General features: G+C 66.3%; 16 protein-coding genes and 2 tRNA genes. 9 read left to right on the top strand and 9 right to left on the bottom strand.

Annotated elements, in window-relative coordinates:
* Position 1: 1 nt before the first annotated feature.
* From AC1DHY_RS12770 to pknB, 5 genes are read left to right on the top strand one after another with little or no spacing between them, the layout of a single operon-like run.
* Positions 2–1681, top strand: a complete 1680-nt coding sequence (locus AC1DHY_RS12770; protein WP_476903724.1) for a PP2C family protein-serine/threonine phosphatase — start codon at positions 2–4, stop codon at positions 1679–1681.
* Positions 1678–3129 (top strand): FtsW/RodA/SpoVE family cell cycle protein, encoded by a 1452-nt coding sequence (locus AC1DHY_RS12765; protein WP_476879684.1) that lies wholly within the window; start codon positions 1678–1680, stop codon positions 3127–3129. Before AC1DHY_RS12770 ends, AC1DHY_RS12765 begins: the two co-directional genes overlap by 4 nt.
* A complete protein-coding gene (locus AC1DHY_RS12760) occupies positions 3126–4583 on the top strand; it encodes a peptidoglycan D,D-transpeptidase FtsI family protein (protein WP_476879683.1) in 1458 nt (485 codons plus the stop codon). The genes AC1DHY_RS12765 and AC1DHY_RS12760 overlap by 4 nt, the downstream gene beginning before the upstream one ends.
* On the top strand, positions 4580–6385 hold the full coding sequence (locus AC1DHY_RS12755) for a protein kinase domain-containing protein (protein ID WP_476903723.1): 1806 nt from the start codon (positions 4580–4582) through the stop codon (positions 6383–6385). Before AC1DHY_RS12760 ends, AC1DHY_RS12755 begins: the two co-directional genes overlap by 4 nt.
* A 6-nt stretch (positions 6386–6391) precedes the next feature.
* Entirely contained in the window at positions 6392–8371 is a 1980-nt protein-coding gene (gene pknB, locus AC1DHY_RS12750; protein WP_476879681.1) for a Stk1 family PASTA domain-containing Ser/Thr kinase, read from the top strand.
* Positions 8372–8384: 13 nt separating this feature from the next.
* On the opposite strand, the gene AC1DHY_RS12745 is transcribed toward pknB, so the two are convergent.
* Genes AC1DHY_RS12745 through AC1DHY_RS12735 form a run of 3 tightly spaced genes read right to left on the bottom strand, consistent with a single transcriptional unit; the run spans position 8385 to position 9994 of the window.
* Positions 8385–9026: an anthranilate synthase component II gene (locus AC1DHY_RS12745; RefSeq protein WP_476903722.1), complete on the bottom strand. Its 642-nt coding sequence runs from the start codon at positions 9024–9026 to the stop codon at positions 8385–8387.
* A complete protein-coding gene (locus AC1DHY_RS12740) occupies positions 9023–9190 on the bottom strand; it encodes a hypothetical protein (protein WP_476903721.1) in 168 nt (55 codons plus the stop codon). Before AC1DHY_RS12740 ends, AC1DHY_RS12745 begins: the two co-directional genes overlap by 4 nt.
* A 3-nt stretch (positions 9191–9193) precedes the next feature.
* Positions 9194–9994 (bottom strand): class E sortase, encoded by an 801-nt coding sequence (locus AC1DHY_RS12735; RefSeq protein WP_476880156.1) that lies wholly within the window; start codon positions 9992–9994, stop codon positions 9194–9196.
* A gap of 180 nt (positions 9995–10174) precedes the next feature.
* On the opposite strand from AC1DHY_RS12735, the gene AC1DHY_RS12730 reads away from it, so the two are divergent.
* Together AC1DHY_RS12730 and AC1DHY_RS12725 are read left to right on the top strand one after the other, a co-directional pair.
* Positions 10175–10429, top strand: coding sequence for a cell division protein CrgA (locus AC1DHY_RS12730; RefSeq protein ID WP_476880150.1), 255 nt, complete (start codon positions 10175–10177; stop codon positions 10427–10429).
* A 124-nt stretch (positions 10430–10553) separates the two neighbouring features.
* On the top strand, positions 10554–11159 hold the full coding sequence (locus AC1DHY_RS12725; protein ID WP_476880151.1) for a DNA-3-methyladenine glycosylase I: 606 nt from the start codon (positions 10554–10556) through the stop codon (positions 11157–11159).
* Between the two features lie 1010 nt (positions 11160–12169).
* Here the strand turns inward: AC1DHY_RS12725 and AC1DHY_RS12720 are convergent.
* Both AC1DHY_RS12720 and AC1DHY_RS12715 read right to left on the bottom strand, forming a co-directional pair.
* On the bottom strand, positions 12170–13063 hold the full coding sequence (locus AC1DHY_RS12720) for a rhomboid family intramembrane serine protease (RefSeq protein ID WP_476880152.1): 894 nt from the start codon (positions 13061–13063) through the stop codon (positions 12170–12172).
* 9 nt (positions 13064–13072) lie between these two features.
* Positions 13073–13618 carry a peptidylprolyl isomerase gene (locus AC1DHY_RS12715; protein ID WP_476903720.1) on the bottom strand — a complete coding sequence of 182 codons (546 nt, stop codon included), beginning with the start codon at positions 13616–13618 and terminating at the stop codon, positions 13073–13075.
* A 154-nt stretch (positions 13619–13772) separates the two neighbouring features.
* On the opposite strand from AC1DHY_RS12715, the gene AC1DHY_RS12710 reads away from it, so the two are divergent.
* Positions 13773–14711, top strand: a complete 939-nt coding sequence (locus AC1DHY_RS12710; protein ID WP_476880154.1) for a hypothetical protein — start codon at positions 13773–13775, stop codon at positions 14709–14711.
* Positions 14712–14875: 164 nt separating this feature from the next.
* Positions 14876–15751 (top strand): glycosyltransferase family 2 protein, encoded by an 876-nt coding sequence (locus AC1DHY_RS12705; RefSeq protein WP_476903719.1) that lies wholly within the window; start codon positions 14876–14878, stop codon positions 15749–15751.
* A 27-nt stretch (positions 15752–15778) separates the two neighbouring features.
* Here AC1DHY_RS12705 and AC1DHY_RS12700 read toward each other — a convergent pair whose 3' ends face one another.
* From AC1DHY_RS12700 to AC1DHY_RS12685, 4 genes are all read right to left on the bottom strand, one after another.
* A complete protein-coding gene (locus tag AC1DHY_RS12700; RefSeq protein WP_476879875.1) occupies positions 15779–16693 on the bottom strand; it encodes a DMT family transporter in 915 nt (304 codons plus the stop codon).
* A gap of 149 nt (positions 16694–16842) precedes the next feature.
* A tRNA-Ala gene (locus AC1DHY_RS12695) sits at positions 16843–16918 on the bottom strand.
* 72 nt (positions 16919–16990) lie between these two features.
* On the bottom strand, positions 16991–17107 hold the full coding sequence (locus tag AC1DHY_RS12690; RefSeq protein ID WP_476903718.1) for a DLW-39 family protein: 117 nt from the start codon (positions 17105–17107) through the stop codon (positions 16991–16993).
* A gap of 59 nt (positions 17108–17166) precedes the next feature.
* Positions 17167–17240 (bottom strand) — tRNA-Ile (locus AC1DHY_RS12685).
* Positions 17241–17278: the final 38 nt, after the last annotated feature.

Genomic DNA, 17278 nt, shown 5'->3' with positions numbered 1-17278 from the left:
CATGGCTGCCTCCGACTCCCCCGCAGACCGGGCATCAACTGCCCCGAAGCGGCCGCTCATCATGCGCTATGCCGCGCGCTCCGACGTCGGCCGCGTTCGCGCGAAAAATGACGACTCCGCCTACGTGGGCCGCCACCTCGCCGTCGTCGCCGACGGTATGGGCGGCCACGCCGGCGGTGACGTCGCGTCCGCAGCCACGGTGCTGGACATGCTGCACCTGGACCGCGATGACTATGACGCCGCCAGCAGCGAAGCGGACACCGTCCTGGCCGACGAAATCCAGACCGCGAATTCACTGCTGTCCGAACTGGTCCACATGAACCCGAAGCTGGCCGGAATGGGCACCACCGTTACGGCACTGCTGCTGGCCAACGGCAAGCTGCACTTCGCCCACATCGGTGATTCCCGGGCCTACCGGCTGCGCAACGGCGTCTTTGAACAGGTCAGCGTCGACCACACCTTCGTCCAGCGGCTTATCGATGAGGGCCGCCTGCGCCCGGAAGAAGCCGAGACGCACCCGCACAAGAACGTCCTGATGCGCGTCCTGGGTGACGTTGACGCCAGCCCCGAACTGGACCTCGACGTCCTGGCCGTCGAACCCGGCGAACGCTGGCTGCTGTGCTCCGACGGTTTGAACTACGTCGCCGGGCACGTTGTGGAGCGCACCGTCCGGGAAACCCAAAACCTGCGTGAATGCGCGGAACTGCTGGTGGACCTGACTCTCGAGGCCGGCTCCCCTGACAACGTCACGGTCGTTGTCCTCGACATCGCGGAACAAACGCCCGACGACGTCAACACGGCCGCCGTCGAGGTGGTCCCGGCGCCGGCCACTGTCACCGCGACGGCGTCAGAGCCGAAGTCCGGAAGCACCCCGCCGGCCGGGAGCACCGGCAGCACCTACGCGGGCAAATCTGCCGGCAGCAGCAAGGACGACGCGTCCGGCAAGGCCCAGGGCGAATCCGCGGACGATGCCAAGGAACCGCAGCCCTCCACCGATCCGCACCTCGGGGAGCACCTCTCCGCCGAGGTCCTGCGCGAGGAACTTTCCACCCGCCCGCACGAACTTGTGGGCGCCGCAGCCGCGGCCGCCGCCTCCGGCTCCATCCCGTCCATTGCGGGGCGCACCGTCGCCCGCCGGGCCGCCACGGTCCTCACGCACAAGGCCGAGCAGGACAAGGAAGAGCCCGACGAGTTCAAGCCGCCGGTCAAGCGCCGGCGCTGGCTGACCATGTCCATTGCGGCCGCGATCATCGCAGTGCTGGGCATCGGACTCTGGCTCGGCTACGCATGGACGCAAACCCGGTACTACATCGGCGAGCAGGACCAGCGGGTCGCCATTTTCAACGGGGTGTCCCAGCGTCTGGGCCCCATTCCGCTTTCCACCCTCGAGACGGTGACCGATATCCGGATGTCTGACCTGCCAGAGTTTTCGCAGCAGCGCGTGCGCCAGACCGTCCCCGCACGGGACCTGTACGACGCCCAGCGAATCGTCAAAAATCTGCAGCGGACCGGCACCACGGCGCCGGCCGATGAGTGCCTGACGCCCTCCCCGTCGCCAAGCGCCAGCGCCTCGGCGACCCCGCGGGCCACCGCGTCGCCGTCGGGGACGGCCCGGCCGAAATCGGCCACCCCCACCCCGACGCCGACTCCGGTCCCGACCAACTGTGAGGGGGGCAAATGACCGCCATCGACGCCACGCCTAAACCGCGCCGCAACGTTGAACTCGTCCTGCTGATCCTCGCCCTGGCAGTCGGCATCGGCGCCAACGCCCTCGTCGGCGTCGACCGGCAGAAGGCCTTCGACACCGACTTCTGGTTCCAATCCGGGCTGCTGACCGCCGCTGCGCTGGCATTCCACCTGGTTCTCCGCGTCCGCGCTAAATATGCCGATCCGGTAATACTTCCTTTGGTGGTCGCTCTGAACGGCCTCGGGCTGGCCATGATCCACAGGCTGGACCGGGTTGGGGAAGACACCGGCAACAACCAGCTCCGGTGGACCCTCGTGGCGATGGCCGTGGCGATTGCCGTGATCTGGTTCCTCAAGGACCACAGGATCCTGCGCCGGTTCACCTACATTTCCCTGGCTGCCAGCGCCGTACTGCTGATCCTGCCCCTGGTTCCCGGAATCTCCGCCGGCGAAGTCCTGGGCGCCAGCGTCTGGATCAAGCTCGGGTCCATGACGTTCCAACCAGGTGAAATCGCCAAGATCACCCTCGCGATTTTCTTTGCCGGCTACCTCTCCTCCAACCGGGACCTGATCCTGCTGGCCGGCCGCAAGATCGGCCCGGTGCAGTTCCCCCGGTTCAAGGACATGGGTCCGATGATTGCGGCCTGGCTTGTCAGCATCGGCGTGCTGATCTTCCAGCGCGACCTCGGCACCTCAATCCTCTTCTTCGGCCTCTTCCTGGTGATGATCTATGTCGCCACCAGCAGGATCAGCTGGGTGATCATTGGTGTGATCCTGATGGCGGCCGGCGGCTTCGTGGCCGCCAAGGTCTTCTCGCACGTGGCGCTCCGGATCGACGGCTGGGTCAACGCCTTCACCCCGGAGGTCTACGACCGCGAGTTCGGCGGCAGCCGGCAGATCGTCGAAGGGCTCTTCGGGATGGCCAACGGCGGCCTGGTCGGCACCGGCCTCGGCCAGGGCCGCCCCAACCTCGTGCCCTTCGCCAACAGCGACATGATCGTCGCGTCCTTCGGCGAGGAACTGGGGCTGATCGGCATCTTCGCGATCGTCCTCATGTACCTGCTGCTGTTCACCCGCGGATTCCGTGCGGCGCTGGGCACCAGGGACGCGTTCGGCAAGCTGCTCGCCACCGGGCTCTCGTTCGCGATCGCGCTGCAGTGCTTCGTGGTGATCGGCGGCGTCACGCGCCTGATCCCGCTCACCGGACTCACGACGCCGTTCCTCGCCGCCGGCGGTTCCTCGCTGCTGGCGAACTGGATCATCGTCGGGCTGCTCCTGATGATCTCGCACGCGGCACGCGGGCCGGTGGACACCACCCCGCTGCCGCCCGGGCAGGATCCCGGGGCGACAAAGGACGCACCGTCCCTGCCGCCCAGGCCCGCCACGGCCCCGGCCACCAGCTCCAGTCAAGACGCTCCCACCGAGGCGGTGAAACACCTGTGAACCAGGCAATTCGTAATTCCTGGATCGCCGCGATCGCGATGTTCGCGCTGATCTTCGGCGCACTGAGCTACGTCCAGGTGGTCGGTGCCGACGAGCTCAAGGCCAATGCCTGGAACAAGCGCACGCTGATCCAGAACTACTGCAACGACCGCGGCGCCATCATCGTCGGGGGCAAGCCGGTTGCACAGTCCGTGCCCGGCAATGAGGCCTGCCAGTTCCAGCGCACCTACACGCAGCCGCAGCTTTACGCGGGCATCACCGGCTATTTCTCGAAGAACTACGGCCTGACCGGGATGGAGCTGGCCATGAACGAGCAGCTCGCCGGCAGCTCCGACCAGCTGTTTTTGGACCGCGTGGGACAGCTGTTCCTGGGAAACCAGCCCAAGGGCGCCTCAGTTGAGCTGACGCTGGATCCGAAGCTGCAGAAACTGGCCTATGACCTGATTCCGGACGGCCAGCGCGGGTCGATCGTGGTGACGAACCCCAAGACCGGCGCGGTCCTGGCCATGGTGTCCAAGCCGTCGTACGATCCCAACCTGGTCGCTACCCAGGACGCCGACGCCGAGGCAGCCAACATCACGGCGCTGAACAAGATCCCCGGGATCAACCTGAACCAGTCAGTGAGCGGACCTACCGGTGCCCTGCTGGCCCCCGGATCGGTCTTCAAGCTCGTTGACACGGCCGCGGCGCTGAACTCCGGAAAGTACAACAAGGACAGCGTGCTGCCCAACCCGGCCGAGATGCCGTTCCCCGGCATCCAGTACAAACTGCCGAACTACGCCGGTGGCAACTGCTACACCCGGAACACGGCCTCGTTCGCGTTCGCCCTGCAGCAGTCCTGCAACACCCCCTTCGCCAGCATCGCCGTCGACCTCGGGCAAAAGGCCATCGAAGAGCAGGCCACCAAGTTCGGTTTCGGGCAGGACTTTGGCGACCAGCTGAAGCTGGAGACCGCCAAGAGCACGTTCCCCAGCGAGCCACTGGACGAGGCCGGGCTGGCGCAGTCCGCCATCGGTCAGCGGGATGTCCGCGCCACGCCGCTGCAAATCAACATGATGACGGCCGCCATCGCCAACGGCGGCGTCCAGATGAAGCCCAACCTGATCAAGGCCCTGCGGTCCCCGGACCTGCGGATCCTCAACGAGCCCAAGCCCGAGCCGCTCCGGACATCCACCAGCCCGGAAATCGCCCGCCAGATCACCGAATGGATGACCAGCGTCGTCAGCGAGGGGATCGCCGGCGGAGCTGCCGTGCCCAACGTGGAGGTGGCCGGCAAGACCGGTACCGCCGAGCTCGGCAACGGCTTGAACAACTCATGGTTTACCGGGTTTGCCCCGGCGAATGACCCGCAAGTGGCCGTCACGATCGTCATGCAAGGCGTGGACATCACCACCGGCGCAAATCTAACCAGTCCGAACGCGAAGAAGATTTTTGAGGCGGTGTTGAATAAGTGAGGCCTACATCGGGAATCACACTCGGCGGCAGGTTCCAGCTGACCACACGCATTGCGATCGGCGGTATGGGCGAGGTCTGGAAGGCCAAGGACCTCATTCTTGGCCGCATCGTCGCCATCAAGGTCCTCAAGGAGGAATACACCGGTGACCCGGGGTTCCTGCAGCGCTTCCGGGCCGAGGCACGCCACACCGCCCTGCTCAACCATGTAGGCATCGCCAACGTCTTTGACTACGGCGAGGAGGAAGGCTCGGCCTACCTGGTTATGGAACTCGTTCCCGGCCAGCCGCTGAGCAGCATCATCGAGCACGAGCAGGTCCTCTCACCGGACCGCACCCTGTCGATGATCTCCCAGACGGCACGGGCGCTCTCGGTAGCCCACGCCCAGGGCCTGGTGCACCGGGACATCAAGCCGGGCAACCTGCTCATCACCCCGGACGGCCGGGTCAAGGTCACCGACTTCGGCATCGCCCGGCTGGCCGACCAGGTTCCGCTGACGCAGACCGGGCAGGTCATGGGCACGGCCCAGTACCTCGCCCCGGAGCAGGCCACCGGCCAGACCGCGACCGGTGCCTCAGATATCTACTCGCTCGGCGTGATCGGTTACGAGTGCCTAACGGGGCACCGGCCGTTCTCCGGCGAGTCCCAGATCGCCATCGCGCTGGCCCAGGTCAACGACGCGCCGCCGCCGCTGCCGGAAACCCTGCCCAGGCCGGTCCGCGCGCTCCTGATGTCGATGCTGGCCAAGGACCCGAAGAACCGTCCGGCGGACGCCATCAAACTGGCCGAAGCCTCGGACGCCATCCGCAACGGTGACATCGCGGCTGCACACGCCGCCGTCCCCGGCATGCTCCTCTACGAGGCGCCCACCGGCCCCATCACCGCCCCGGTGGATGTCCGCACCGCGGCAACCGGTGTCATCGGCACCGAGGACAGGTCGACGTCGGCACTGCCCGTGCTCGGGGCAGCCGGCGCCGGCGCCGCTGCAGGACTCGCAGCGGGAGCCGCGGCGGCCAGCGGCCACGGAGCGCGCAGCGCCCTGTCCCGCGCCGATGCCCTGGCCGCCGAACGGACCTGGACCCCGGAGGAAGAGGACTACGACGACTACGAGCAAGACGAAGAGCTGCGGCGCAAGGGCCGCAGCCCCTGGACGTGGCCGCTGATCGCCCTGATCCTGCTGGTGCTCTTTGCCCTGGTGGGCGTGGTGCTCACGCAGGCCGGGATCCTGTTCCCCTCAACCCCGGCCGCCACCAGCTCAACCACCAAGGCCAGCGTTACCAGCGCCCCGCCCACGTCCCAGAGTCCCAGCCCCACCAGCAGCTCTGCCACACCCACCGTGTCGACCCCGGCGGCCATCAACCTCCTGCCGGACGCGTACAAGGGCCGCCCCTACAACGACGTCCGCGCTGAACTCAACGGCTTGGGTCTGCAGGTCAAGGGCGAGCCGGTCGCGGATCCGTCCGCTCCAGGCACCGTCCTGGACATCAACCCCTCGGGCCCGGTCGAGCCGGGAAGCCTCATCACCGTGAGCTACTCCAAGGGCCCGGAGAAGGCCACCGTTCCCACGCTTCAGCAGGGCGCCAGCGAGGCCTCCGTCCAGCGGGCTATCGAGGGTGCAGGGCTGCGCTGGCAAAAGGGTGATCCGGTTGAGGGCGACGGAACCCAGCAGGAAGGTACTTTTGTGAGCTCCGAACCCGCATCGGGCAAGGAAGTCCCTGCAGGCTCCGTGGTGACCTACCACTTGGCCAAGGCTCCGGCTCCGGCCGACTCTTCCCCCACCCCGAGCGTCAGCCCCAGCAAGTAGGCACCTGTGTCCACGTCGCCCCGCACTCCATCGCACCGTGAGGACAGCAGCCCGGTGTCATCCCGGCGTGTCCTCAGCGGGCGCTATGAGCTGGGTGAGCTGATTGGCCGCGGCGGGATGGCCGACGTCTTCCGCGGGGTCGACACCCGGCTGGGCCGGACGGTGGCGATCAAGCTCCTGCGCCCCGACTTGGCCCGTGACCCCCAGTTCCAGGCCAGGTTCAAGCGTGAAGCCCAGGCCGTCGCCGCGCTGAACCATTCCTCGATCGTCGCCGTCTTCGACACTGGGGACCATGCGGTGCCCGGCGGCCACGACGACAGTGTGCGGGTGCCGTACATCGTGATGGAGTACGTCTCCGGGAAGACCATCCGGGAGCTGATCCGCTCGAAGGATGTCACGATCGACCAGGCCATCGACTTCTCCCTCGGTGTGCTGGCCGCCCTCGATTACAGCCACAAGGCCGGAATTGTGCACCGCGACATCAAGCCGGCCAACGTGATGTTCTGCCCTGGTTCGAACAGCGTGAAGGTGATGGACTTCGGGATTGCCCGGGCCATGGCTGATTCCTCTGCCACGATGACCCAGACGCAGGCCGTGGTGGGCACGGCCCAGTACCTCTCACCGGAACAGGCCCGCGGCGAAACGGTCGACGCACGCAGCGACCTCTATTCGGCCGGCTGCCTGCTGTACGAGATGCTCACGGGCCGGCCGCCGTTCGTCGGCGACAGCCCGGTCTCCGTCGCGTACCAGCACGTGCGGGAGATCCCGGAGCCCGCGAGCAGCCTTAACCCGGACGTGTCCGAGGCCCTGGACAGCGTGCTGGCCAAGGCCCTGCAAAAGAACCGGGCAGACCGGTTCCAGGACGCCGGCGCGTTCCGGCGCGCGCTCCGGGCAGCCCGCAGCGGCGTCGCCGTCGCCCTGGTTCCCGCCAGTGAGGCACCCACCGATCCCAACAACACAGTGGCCCCCGAGCCGGGGCCCCCCACCGCTGCCTTCGCGCTGACCGGTGCGAGGTTCCTCGACGATGCCCCGTCCGGTCGCATCCCGACCCAGCACGCCGCGGCGGCCGAGGATGCACCGGCCGTCGAGTCCGCGTCCGACGTTCACCTGCAGCCGGAAACGGACAGCTTGGAGCTGAGCTTCCCCGCGGAACGTGAACCCACCCGCCGGCAAAAGACCACGCGGCGGATGTGGACGGCAACGCTGGTGATCTTTACGTTGCTGGTGCTGGCCGGCGGCGGGCTGTGGCTGTACAACATGGTCAACCAGCAGCCGCCACCCGTTGCCAAGGTGGCCGTGCCAGCGGTGGCCTCGCTGACCGAGTCCGAGGCGCTGCAAAAGCTTTACAACGCCGGGTTGAAACCGCAGCTGGAACGCATCCAGCACGAGAAGATCCCGAAGGGCTTCGCCGTAGGCACCGTGCCGTCCGCCGGCAGTTCCCTGGAAACTAACTCGGAGATCACGCTCGACATTTCCGAGGGTCCCAGCGTAATCACCATCCCCGCGGATCTGCCGGGCCGGACGGAGGCTGACGCCCGGGACGAACTGCGCCGAACCGGCCTGACCGGCGCCCCGAAGACCACCCTCAACAACAGCCCGAGCGTCCCGGCGGGCATCGTCATCACCACGAATCCTGCGCCGTCCCAGACGGTGGCCGTGGACAGCACGGTGGAGATCATTGTGTCCACCGGCAAGGTCGCGGTGCCGCAGCTCGTCGGCCTGCCGCGCGCCGAGGCGCAGGCGGCGCTGAAGAAGCTCGGCCTGATTCCGATCTTCAAGGAGACCGAGAACTCACAGGTCCAGCCGGGCAAGGTGACCGCCCAAAGCGATGCCGCCAATACCGCCGTCGAGCAGGGTAAAGCCGTCACCGTCACGGTGGCCAAGGCACCAACGCCCACACCCACCCCGACGCCGACCCCCACGCCCACGGACACCCCCACGGATGTCACGGAGGGCGTAGGTAAGCTGCTGGGACCTTCCTCCTAGCAGCGCAGGGACGTCAGTGCTGGATGAGCGGGCTCAAGGCCGCCGCCCGCGCGGCCGCACCGTCCATGCCAAGCGATTCCAGCCAGTTGCCCAGCATTTGGTAGCCGCCCTCGGTCAGGACCGACTCGGGGTGGAACTGGACTCCGCAGAGCGGCGCCGTTCGGTGTTCCAGCCCCATCACCACGCCGTTTCCAGTCTCCGCGGTGATCTCGAGGATCTCGGGGATACTCTCACGGACGGCGGCGAGCGAGTGGTAGCGCGTTGCGGTGAACGGGGAAGGAAGTCCCTTGAAGACGCTGGTGCCGTGATGCTGGACCAGTGAGGTCTTGCCGTGCATCAGTTCCGGCGCGTGCGTGACGCGCCCGCCGTACGCCTCAGCCAGGGCCTGGTGTCCAAGGCAGACGCCCAGCATCGGCTTGTTGTGGCTGCCGCACCATTTGATGAGTTCGATGCAGACCCCCGCCTCGGCCGGTGCCCCGGGGCCGGGAGAAATCAGCACACCGTCGCGGGCCTCGGCCATCTCAACGGCCTCGGCCAGCGTGACGTCGTCGTTGCGGACCACCGTGGTCTCCGCCCCCAGTTCCTGGAGGTAGCCGACCAGGGTGTAGACAAAGCTGTCGTAGTTATCCACGACCAGGATCTTGGTTGTACTCATTGCCGTGCTGTACCAATCGTTGAATCAGTGAACGGGCTGAATTGCGCCATCCACGGGAAGAGGAACTGAACCATCAATACCAGTACGCCCGCCAGCAATACCAGCGAGGTCACCACCCGGACCCAGAGCGGGCCGGGCAGCCGCCGGAAAATCCATCCATACATGGGCTAGCCTCCCGCCAGTGTCCGTGCGACCTGGGCTGCGATGTCCGCGGGCGGTCCGGCCGCTGCGGGCCGCCAACTCTCCAGCAGGGAGTACGCCACAATGCGCTCCTGCGATCCGAAGCGTGGGTTGCAGCTGGTCATGGTCAGGTAGCTGTCCTTGGCTACGGCCCCTGGCTGCGTTGGCACCGGCAGCAGGACGTTGGTAGCCGTCGGAAGGACAATCTCGCTGTTGCGGAAACGGTAGGTGTAATAGCCGTCGCGGGTCTGAACGTAGATCCTGTCTCCCGGAACCAGGGAATCAATGCTGTCCAGCACCGCACCATGCGTTTGGCGGTGCCCGGCCACCGCGAAGTTGCCAGCCGCGCCGGGCATCGCCGTTCCCTGGTAGTGACCGATTCCCAGGGAGTCAAGGACGGCCGGAGTGGTGCCCTGCACGAGCGGGCGCGTGTAGCCGGCTCCGAAGCGGGGCACATAGAGGACACCGATAGTGGCGCCTGGCGCCGGCTCCGCGGCCACCAAGGCGCGGTCCGGTCCGTTGGAACCGGCGGAGCCGGTTGGCTTCCCTTGTTGCCCGGGCTTGGCGGGCGTGCCGATCTCGCGGGCAAAATCCCGGACGACGTCGCGCTGCCGGGCATCGGCGTCGAGGTTGGTCCACCACAGCTGCCACGCCACAAATAGAAGGAGGACGACGCCGGCGGTCAGCATGAGTTCCCCGCCGATCTGCAGTGCCCGCGCCAGCGGACCGCGGCCGGCCTCGGAACCGCCCCGGGCGGGTGCGGCTGCGGGGTCCGCTGTCTCCTGCAACACCGTGGGCTCTCCTTCGGGGCTTTCGCAGCGGGCGCGGGGTATGGCCTGAATTACAGCTAGAATTGGCTGCGATTAGGATTTCCAAGTTGACCAAGAGCGCGTTAACCGCCGGCTGTTCCTCCCAGCAGGATATCAAGCCGTGTCGCCGCTCCTCACCCAGCCCGCCAAGGAGGACCCGTGCCCGAGTCGAAGCCGCGAAAGAGGACTGCCCGCGTAGAGCAGCAGACTTCAGCGACGCAGGCCTACAAGCCCAACCCTGTGTGGTTCAAGCCGGTGATGTTTGGCCTGATGATCATTGGACTGCTGTGGATCATCACGTTCTACATCAGCGAGGGCACCCTCCCGGTCCGGGACTGGGCGTCGTGGAACATCGTTGCCGGGTTCGGCATCGCCATCGTGGGCTTCCTGATGACCACACGCTGGCGTTCCTAATAACTCCATCTATTCGCTTTTCCAGCGGGCCGGCACACCGAGTGTGCCGGCCCGCTGCCGTATCCGGAGCCACTGCGCGGCAGGCGATAATGCTGGAAGGCAACTCTCCAGCGAAGGACGCTTTATGACCCCCGACCTCAGTGGCTGCATCACCGGTGCGGACGGATTGGCCCGCCCCGCCTGGGCGGCGACGGATCCGCTCCTGCGCGACTACTACGACGGCGAATGGGGCCTGCCGGTGCGCGACGAGCAGGGACTCTACGAACGCATCAGCCTCGAGGCTTTTCAGGCCGGCTTGTCCTGGGCAACAATCCTCCGCAAGCGGCCGGCGTTCCGGGCCGCCTTTGCCGACTTCCATCCCGAGACTGTGGCCGCCTTCACCGAGGACGACGTCGAGCGGCTGCTGCAGGACGCCGGCATCGTCCGGAACCGGCTGAAGATCCGGGCGGCGATCACCAACGCCCGCGCCACCATCGATCTAAGGGCCGACGGCGGCCTGGTTGATTTTGTGTGGGGTTTCCAGCCCGACGTGACACCCGAGCCGACAGCCCTGGACCAGATCCCCACCAGTTCGCCCGAATCCGTTGCGCTCTCGAAAGCCCTGCGCGGCCGCGGCTTCGTCTTTGTAGGACCCACCACCATGTATGCCCTGATGGAAGCCATCGGGATGGTGGATACGCATCTGCTCGACAGCCACCGGAGGGGATCCTCCGGCGTCTGGACTGCCTAGAAGTCATCGCTGACTACGGGCTCAGCGCGTCCACAGCTGTGCAGAACGAAGCCTATAGTTATCCACAGTCTGTTGACAGTTGGTGCGGGGTCCAGCTCGGAGTCTGGCATTTGAGGGCCCCCTGCGCCCCGCAGCGAGGAGTTTCGAGCATAACGGCAGGGGAATTACGGCTCTGTAAGTTATTAACAATGTGGATTAACTGTGGATAACCACCGGGCGTGCAGGGATACGATTCAAAAATGGCCGGTAACGGTCTCCTGGGGACGCTGAACCAGGCAGGGACGGGCATTTCCGGCCCCCGCACACTGACGGGTTCCGGTTATCCACTTAATAACAATCCACTACCCACAACTTATCCACAGGTGGGGATAACCGGCAGCTGGTCGCGGCCCGGGTGCCTCCTCCGGGGCCACAACGGCGCTTTCCGGTGCGAAATACTCAGAAGATCAAGTTATTAACACTGTGAACAACGCTGTGAATAACCCGATAGAAATCAGATATATAGACTCCGGGGCCCGATCCGGCGGCCCGGCGCCCGGCAACAGCTCGCAACTCGAGGCGTAAGCCTTGGAAATGCCTTTCCGGGCCATCCTCCGGGTTCATGCCAGTTGTCCACTTAACCACAGGGCCGGGGCGGGAAGTTATCCACAGATGTGGAGAATCTCTCGTGCGGCTGGGGAAATTTGCCCGCTGTGGCTATCAGATCCGGATCGCCCACCTGAACTACAGGGATGTAAGTTACCAACAGTGTGGATAACCCCTGTGGAAAAGACGGCTGCGCCGTCCCGCAGGGACTGGCCGGTGATACCGCACGTGGGGTTGCCGGGCTGGCGTGGGGCGCCGTTTAGCGTACGAAAGGAACCAGAGGGCGCGAGGGCCGAGCGAAAGCGGGAGACGCGGGTCGCCGGCACAGGGATGCAACGCAGGGCGCTACACCGGAGGGAAACACGACGGGGCGCCACAACGCAGGGCGACACAACGGGGCCGTGCCGTGGCTGGGGAAAGCCGGGCTAGGCCGGGACGGCTGTGGCGGTGGCGTGCAGGGCCGAGGCGACGATCAGCAGGCACAGGACGGCCGTAAGTCCGGCGGCCTGGAACAGGCCACGCAGCCGTCCCCTCGGGACATACGCGATGGCCGCAGCGCACAAGGCTCCGGTGACCAGGCCACCCAGGTGCGCTTGCCAGGCGATCTGCGGCACTACGAATCCGATCACACCGTTGATGGCGATCAGGACCCAAAGCTGCCTCGTGTCCCCGCCGCGATGGCGCTGGACCACCAGCATCGCCCCGAAGAGGCCGAAGATGGCGCCCGAGGCACCCACCACGCCGGTCAGGTCCTGGCCTGGAACATATGCCGGTGTCAGCAGGAGGTAGCCGACCGATCCGCCGACTGCGGAGAGAAGATAGACGGCCAGGAAGCGGATGCGCCCGAGAAGGGGTTCCAGCGCCTGTCCGAACATCCACAGCATGTACATGTTGAGCACGATGTGGAGTATGAAGCCTTGCGAGTGCAGGAAAGCGGACGTCAGCATCCGCCAGGGTTCAAAGGCGCCATAGGCCGGGTTGGCGTACGCCGTTGCGAAGGCGAAGTTCTGGTAGATCGCGTCGTTGGGGATGATCCACTGGAGGACGTACACGAGGGCACACGCAGCAATGATCCCGAAGGTGGCCAGGGGCCGGCCGACGGCGGCGGCGCCGCCATAGACGGAGCGCGGCGCCGGCGTCGTACGTTTGGTTTCGTTGACACAGTCAACACACTGGAATCCGACGGCGGCCGCCCGCTGGCAGTCGGGGCACGCAGGGCGCCCGCACCGCTGGCACCGCACGTAAGCGGGCCGGTCCGGGTGCCGGGGGCACACCGGGATCTGCGCGGACGGCTCTGCCGCCGGATATCCGTAGCTCATGGCGTGTGGCTAGAGCTGTTCTACGTCGATGCTGTTGATGACAACGTCCTCGACCGGACGGTCACCCATCCCGGTGCGGACACCCTCGATGGCGTCGACGACCTTCTTGGAGTCCTCGTCCGCGACTTCACCGAAGATGCTGTGCTTGCCCTGCAGCCAGCCGGTGGGGATGGTGGTGATGAAGAACTGGGAGCCGTTGGTGCCGCGGCCCATCTGGATGCCGGCGTTGGCCATGGCGAGCTTGTAGGGCTCGTTGAAGGTCAGTTCGGGGTGGATTTCGTCGTCGAACTTGTAGCCCGGTCCGCCGATGCCACGGCCCAGCGGATCGCCGGCCTGGATCATGAAGTCCTTGATGATGCGGTGGAAGATGGTGCCGTTGTAGAGCGGGGTACCGGTCTTGTCCTCACCGCTCTCCGGGTGCGTCCAGGCCTGCTCGCCCGTGGCCAGTCCGACGAAGTTCTTGACGGTCTTGGGCGCGTGGTTGCCGAAGAGGTTGACGACAATGTCGCCCAGGTTCGTGTGAATGGTTGCTTTTGCAGTTGCGATGGCAGTCATGGCCCTATTCTTCCACGGCGGGGGCAGCCGTACAGGGCCGCGGAGTCAGTTCCGCGCTGGGTGAAATCGGACCAAAATCCGGCCGGAGAATAGCCGGTGGAGTCCGGTACACGTAGGCTAACTGCAGAACCGTCACATTAATCGGGAGGTAGTTGTGAAGAAAACGGATCGTATGGCCCGTGAGCTGGAGCACTCGGTCAGCAGCGCGGTGGAGAACGCCAGGGACTGGGCCGCCCCGCGGGTCGAGGCGGCAGTGGACTGGGCCGTGCCACGCCTGCAACAGGGCATTGACACCGCTTCCCCCAAGATCCAGGAGGGCCTGAAGTCTGCGGCCCACAACCTGGCCGACGGTGTGGCAACTGTGACCCCCCGCCTTCAGGACGGGCTCGCGCAGCTGGCGCCGAAGATCCACGACGCCGTCGAGAGCGCCACTCCACGGCTGCACGAAGCGCTGGACAAGGCCACTCCGGTGATCGCCAACGCCCGCGACCGCGTCGTCGTCGAGTACCTGCCCAAGCTCTCTGACCAGCTCGGTCACGCGTCCGACGCCGTCCACCGCACCCTCGAGGGCGCTCCGGCCCACGTGGACGCCGTGGCACAGCGCCTGGTCGATTCCGGTGTGGTCCACAACATCCAGGAACAGGCGCAGTCCGCCGGCCAGCAGCTCAAAGCCGCAGCCGCCGAAGCGAGCCGCGCCGTCTCCGGCGAGATCGCCAAGCCGCAGAAGCCCAAGCACCGCGGTTTCCTCATCTTCGGCGTCATCGCCGCCGCCGTAGCCGCCGGTGTGGCCGCGTGGAAGGCGTCCAAGCCGATCGAGGATCCGTGGAAGACCCCGGCCCCTGTTGCACCGTCAACCCCGGCCCCGGTCCCGGCCACAACCGTCAGCGACGTCAAGGAAGCCGTGAAGGACACCGCCAGCGACGCGGCCTCCGCCACGGTTGCCGCCGCCGACAAGGCCGCCGAAGCTTCGGCGGACGCCGCCGACGCCGTGGCGGGCAAGTCCGAGGACCCCGCGTCCAAGGTTGCCACCGACGCCAAGACCGCGGTCCGCAACATCGCGGCCAGCCTGAACGGTGACGACAAGGCCAAGTAACCGCCGGTCCGCCCGTCGAGCACACGGGGGCCAAAGGCTGTATTCATGGGAGGGATCCCGCTGCTGGAAGGTTTCAGCGGCGGGGTCCCTCCTTTGCGTTGCCCCGCCGCCCCGCGGCCCGGTCATCGGATCCCCTGAACACTGCAGGTGCTAAATTTGGGGTGATGTCACCCGAACAGCTTCCCGTGGACGCCCTGGACGATGCTGCGCCGCCGCCGGCCGTCTCCATCGTCATCCCGGCGTACAACGAGGAAAGCGTCATACGGCAGTGCCTCATCGCCGCCGTCTACCAGTCCGTGCCGGCCCACGAAATCATCGTTGTGGACAACATGTCCGGGGACCGGACCGCTGAAATCGTCCGGCACATGCAGCTGGAATACCCGGAGAGCCCGATCATCCTGCTCAGCCAGGACAAGGACCAGGGCCTCATTCCCACCCGCAATTTCGGGCTGGACCACGCCACCGGGGAGATCCTGGGCCGGATCGACGCGGATTCGGTGTTGGAGCCGGACTGGGTAGAACAAGTCCAGAAGGCCTTCGCGGACAGCGCCGTCCATGCCGCCACCGGACCCGTCGTGTATTACGACATGCCGATGCGCCGTTTCGGTCTCAAAGCCGACGACAAGATGCGGCAACTGATGCTGAAACTGGCCAAGCACCAGTACCACTTCCTCTTCGGATCCAACATGGCCCTGCGCCGCTCCGCGTGGGAGACCATCCGGCTCGAAACCTGCCGGGACGAAAAGGATGAGATGCATGAGGACATCGACCTCTCACTGCACCTCGCCGACCACGAGCTCCGGATCCAGTACTGGCCCCAGATGGTCTCCGGTATGTCCGCCCGCCGGCTGGAGGATTCCCCGCGGGACTACCGCTATTACGTGACCCGGTTCGACCGCACCTACAAGGCGCACAACGTCAAGAAAATGGCGTTGAAGGCCCCTATGGTCGTCTTCTTCTCCGTCTACTTCCCGGCCAAGCTGCTGCGCGCCATCCACACGGTGAACACTGCCCAGCCCGCCCGCCGCGGCGGCCAGTAGCCCCCGCGGCGCGGACCGGCGTCGTCGTTAGTCCGTTCCCAGCTCCGCAAGCCGTGCTGCGTCACGCCGAACCGCGCGGGAGCGTCGCTGGCCGGCGACGACGACGGCGAGCCCCACAAGGATCATCGCCAGCCCCGCATACGTTCCGCCGGGGAGCTTCTCGCCCAGGAACGCTGCGGCGAGCAGGGCGGCGCCGGGGATCTCCAGCAGGATGATCATGGAGACCAGCAGCGGGCTCATGGTGGCCAGGAGATGGTTGAAGGCGGTGTGTCCCACCAGCTGCGCGCATACGGTGATCGCCAGGATGCCCAGCCACCCCGTCGCGTCAAAGCCAGCAAGGGGCTGGCCGGTGGAAAGGGCCAGCACGGCCACTAAGGCGGCACACATGCCGTAGCAGAGCGTCGTGTAGACGCCGGTTCCCATGCTCTGCCGGGCCTTGCCGCCGGCCAGGGTATAAATGCCGGCCAGGACCCCTCCGGCGACGGCCAGAAGATCCCCAAGCGCGGCCTGCGGCGAGCTGCCCATGTCGAAGCCGGTGATTGCGACGACGCCGCCGAACGCCAGCCCCAGGCCTGCGAGGACCTGCCAGGGGTGCCTGATCCCGCGGAAGAGCTGGAAGACGGCGATCCAGCCCGACTGAAGGCACACCAGGGCCGTTGCGGCTGCCACCGAGGTCAGCTGCAGGGACGTGATGAAGCAGGCAAAGTGCAGTGCGAGGGCCACAGCTGCGGCCAGCGACCAGCGGAATTCGCTGCCGCTGACCCGACCGAACTGGCGGGGCTGCCGGACCAGGACGGGTCCGGCCATGACCACGGCACCGATAGCGTTCCGCCAGAAGGCGATGGCGAGGGCACTGACGGTCGTGGCGCCGAGGGTCGCTGCGATCAACGGGCCGGACGAGGCGACGCCGAGGACGCCGAGCGCGGCGAGGAAGAAGTTCACGTACCCACAATAGAGGCCCCGGCGGGACGTTCCGGCTCCGGACGGGGTGGTTACGGGGATGCCCGGGGCGGGAGCAGGAAGGGGCCCGGCCGCGGTGGTTAAAGCAAAGGGTCCCGGTCAGCGTTTCCGCTGGCCGGGACCCTTTCTTATGGTGGAGGCACGGGGACTCGAACCCCGAACCCCCTGCTTGCAAAGCAGGTGCGCTACCAATTGCGCCATGCCCCCATAAGAAGCAACCCGTCAATCATACCCCGGCGCCGTCACGCTGTTTCCAGCGTTCCTGCCCCGGGTCCCAGGCTAATCAACCGTATCGGTCGATTTGCTCCAGACTGCCTTTCGGGCTTCGGATTCCTGCACTTTCCTGTAGACCAGGACGCCTGCGATCGTGGCTGCAACAACCAGCAACTTCTTCACATGCACCCCGTTCCGGGCCACTTTTACGTGGACCCTTACAGGAACCAGTACAGGTTCCGTGGGCGTACCAGGACTTGAACCTGGGACCTCTTCGTTATCAGCGAAGCGCTCTAACCGCCTGAGCTATACGCCCCGATGCCTCATCGGGCCGAGATATGACTTTACAGCACA

It is taken from the genome of Arthrobacter sp. 05L44, assembly GCF_056397605.1.
Note: the sequence above shows the minus strand (reverse complement) of the source record. Positions and strands in the feature narration are given on the sequence as shown.

Bases quoted from the DNA above. Each gene is read 5' to 3' on its own strand.
- AC1DHY_RS12770 (WP_476903724.1), top strand. From the start codon at position 2: ATGGCTGCCTCCGACTCCCCCGCAGACCGGGCATCAACTGCCCCGAAG.
- AC1DHY_RS12765 (WP_476879684.1), top strand. From the start codon at position 1,678: ATGACCGCCATCGACGCCACGCCTAAACCGCGCCGCAACGTTGAACTC.
- AC1DHY_RS12745 (WP_476903722.1), bottom strand. From the start codon at position 9,026: ATGAGTACAACCAAGATCCTGGTCGTGGATAACTACGACAGCTTTGTC.
- AC1DHY_RS12740 (WP_476903721.1), bottom strand. From the start codon at position 9,190: ATGTATGGATGGATTTTCCGGCGGCTGCCCGGCCCGCTCTGGGTCCGG.
- AC1DHY_RS12725 (WP_476880151.1), top strand. From the start codon at position 10,554: ATGACCCCCGACCTCAGTGGCTGCATCACCGGTGCGGACGGATTGGCC.
- AC1DHY_RS12720 (WP_476880152.1), bottom strand. From the start codon at position 13,063: ATGAGCTACGGATATCCGGCGGCAGAGCCGTCCGCGCAGATCCCGGTG.
- AC1DHY_RS12715 (WP_476903720.1), bottom strand. From the start codon at position 13,618: ATGACTGCCATCGCAACTGCAAAAGCAACCATTCACACGAACCTGGGC.
- AC1DHY_RS12705 (WP_476903719.1), top strand. From the start codon at position 14,876: ATGTCACCCGAACAGCTTCCCGTGGACGCCCTGGACGATGCTGCGCCG.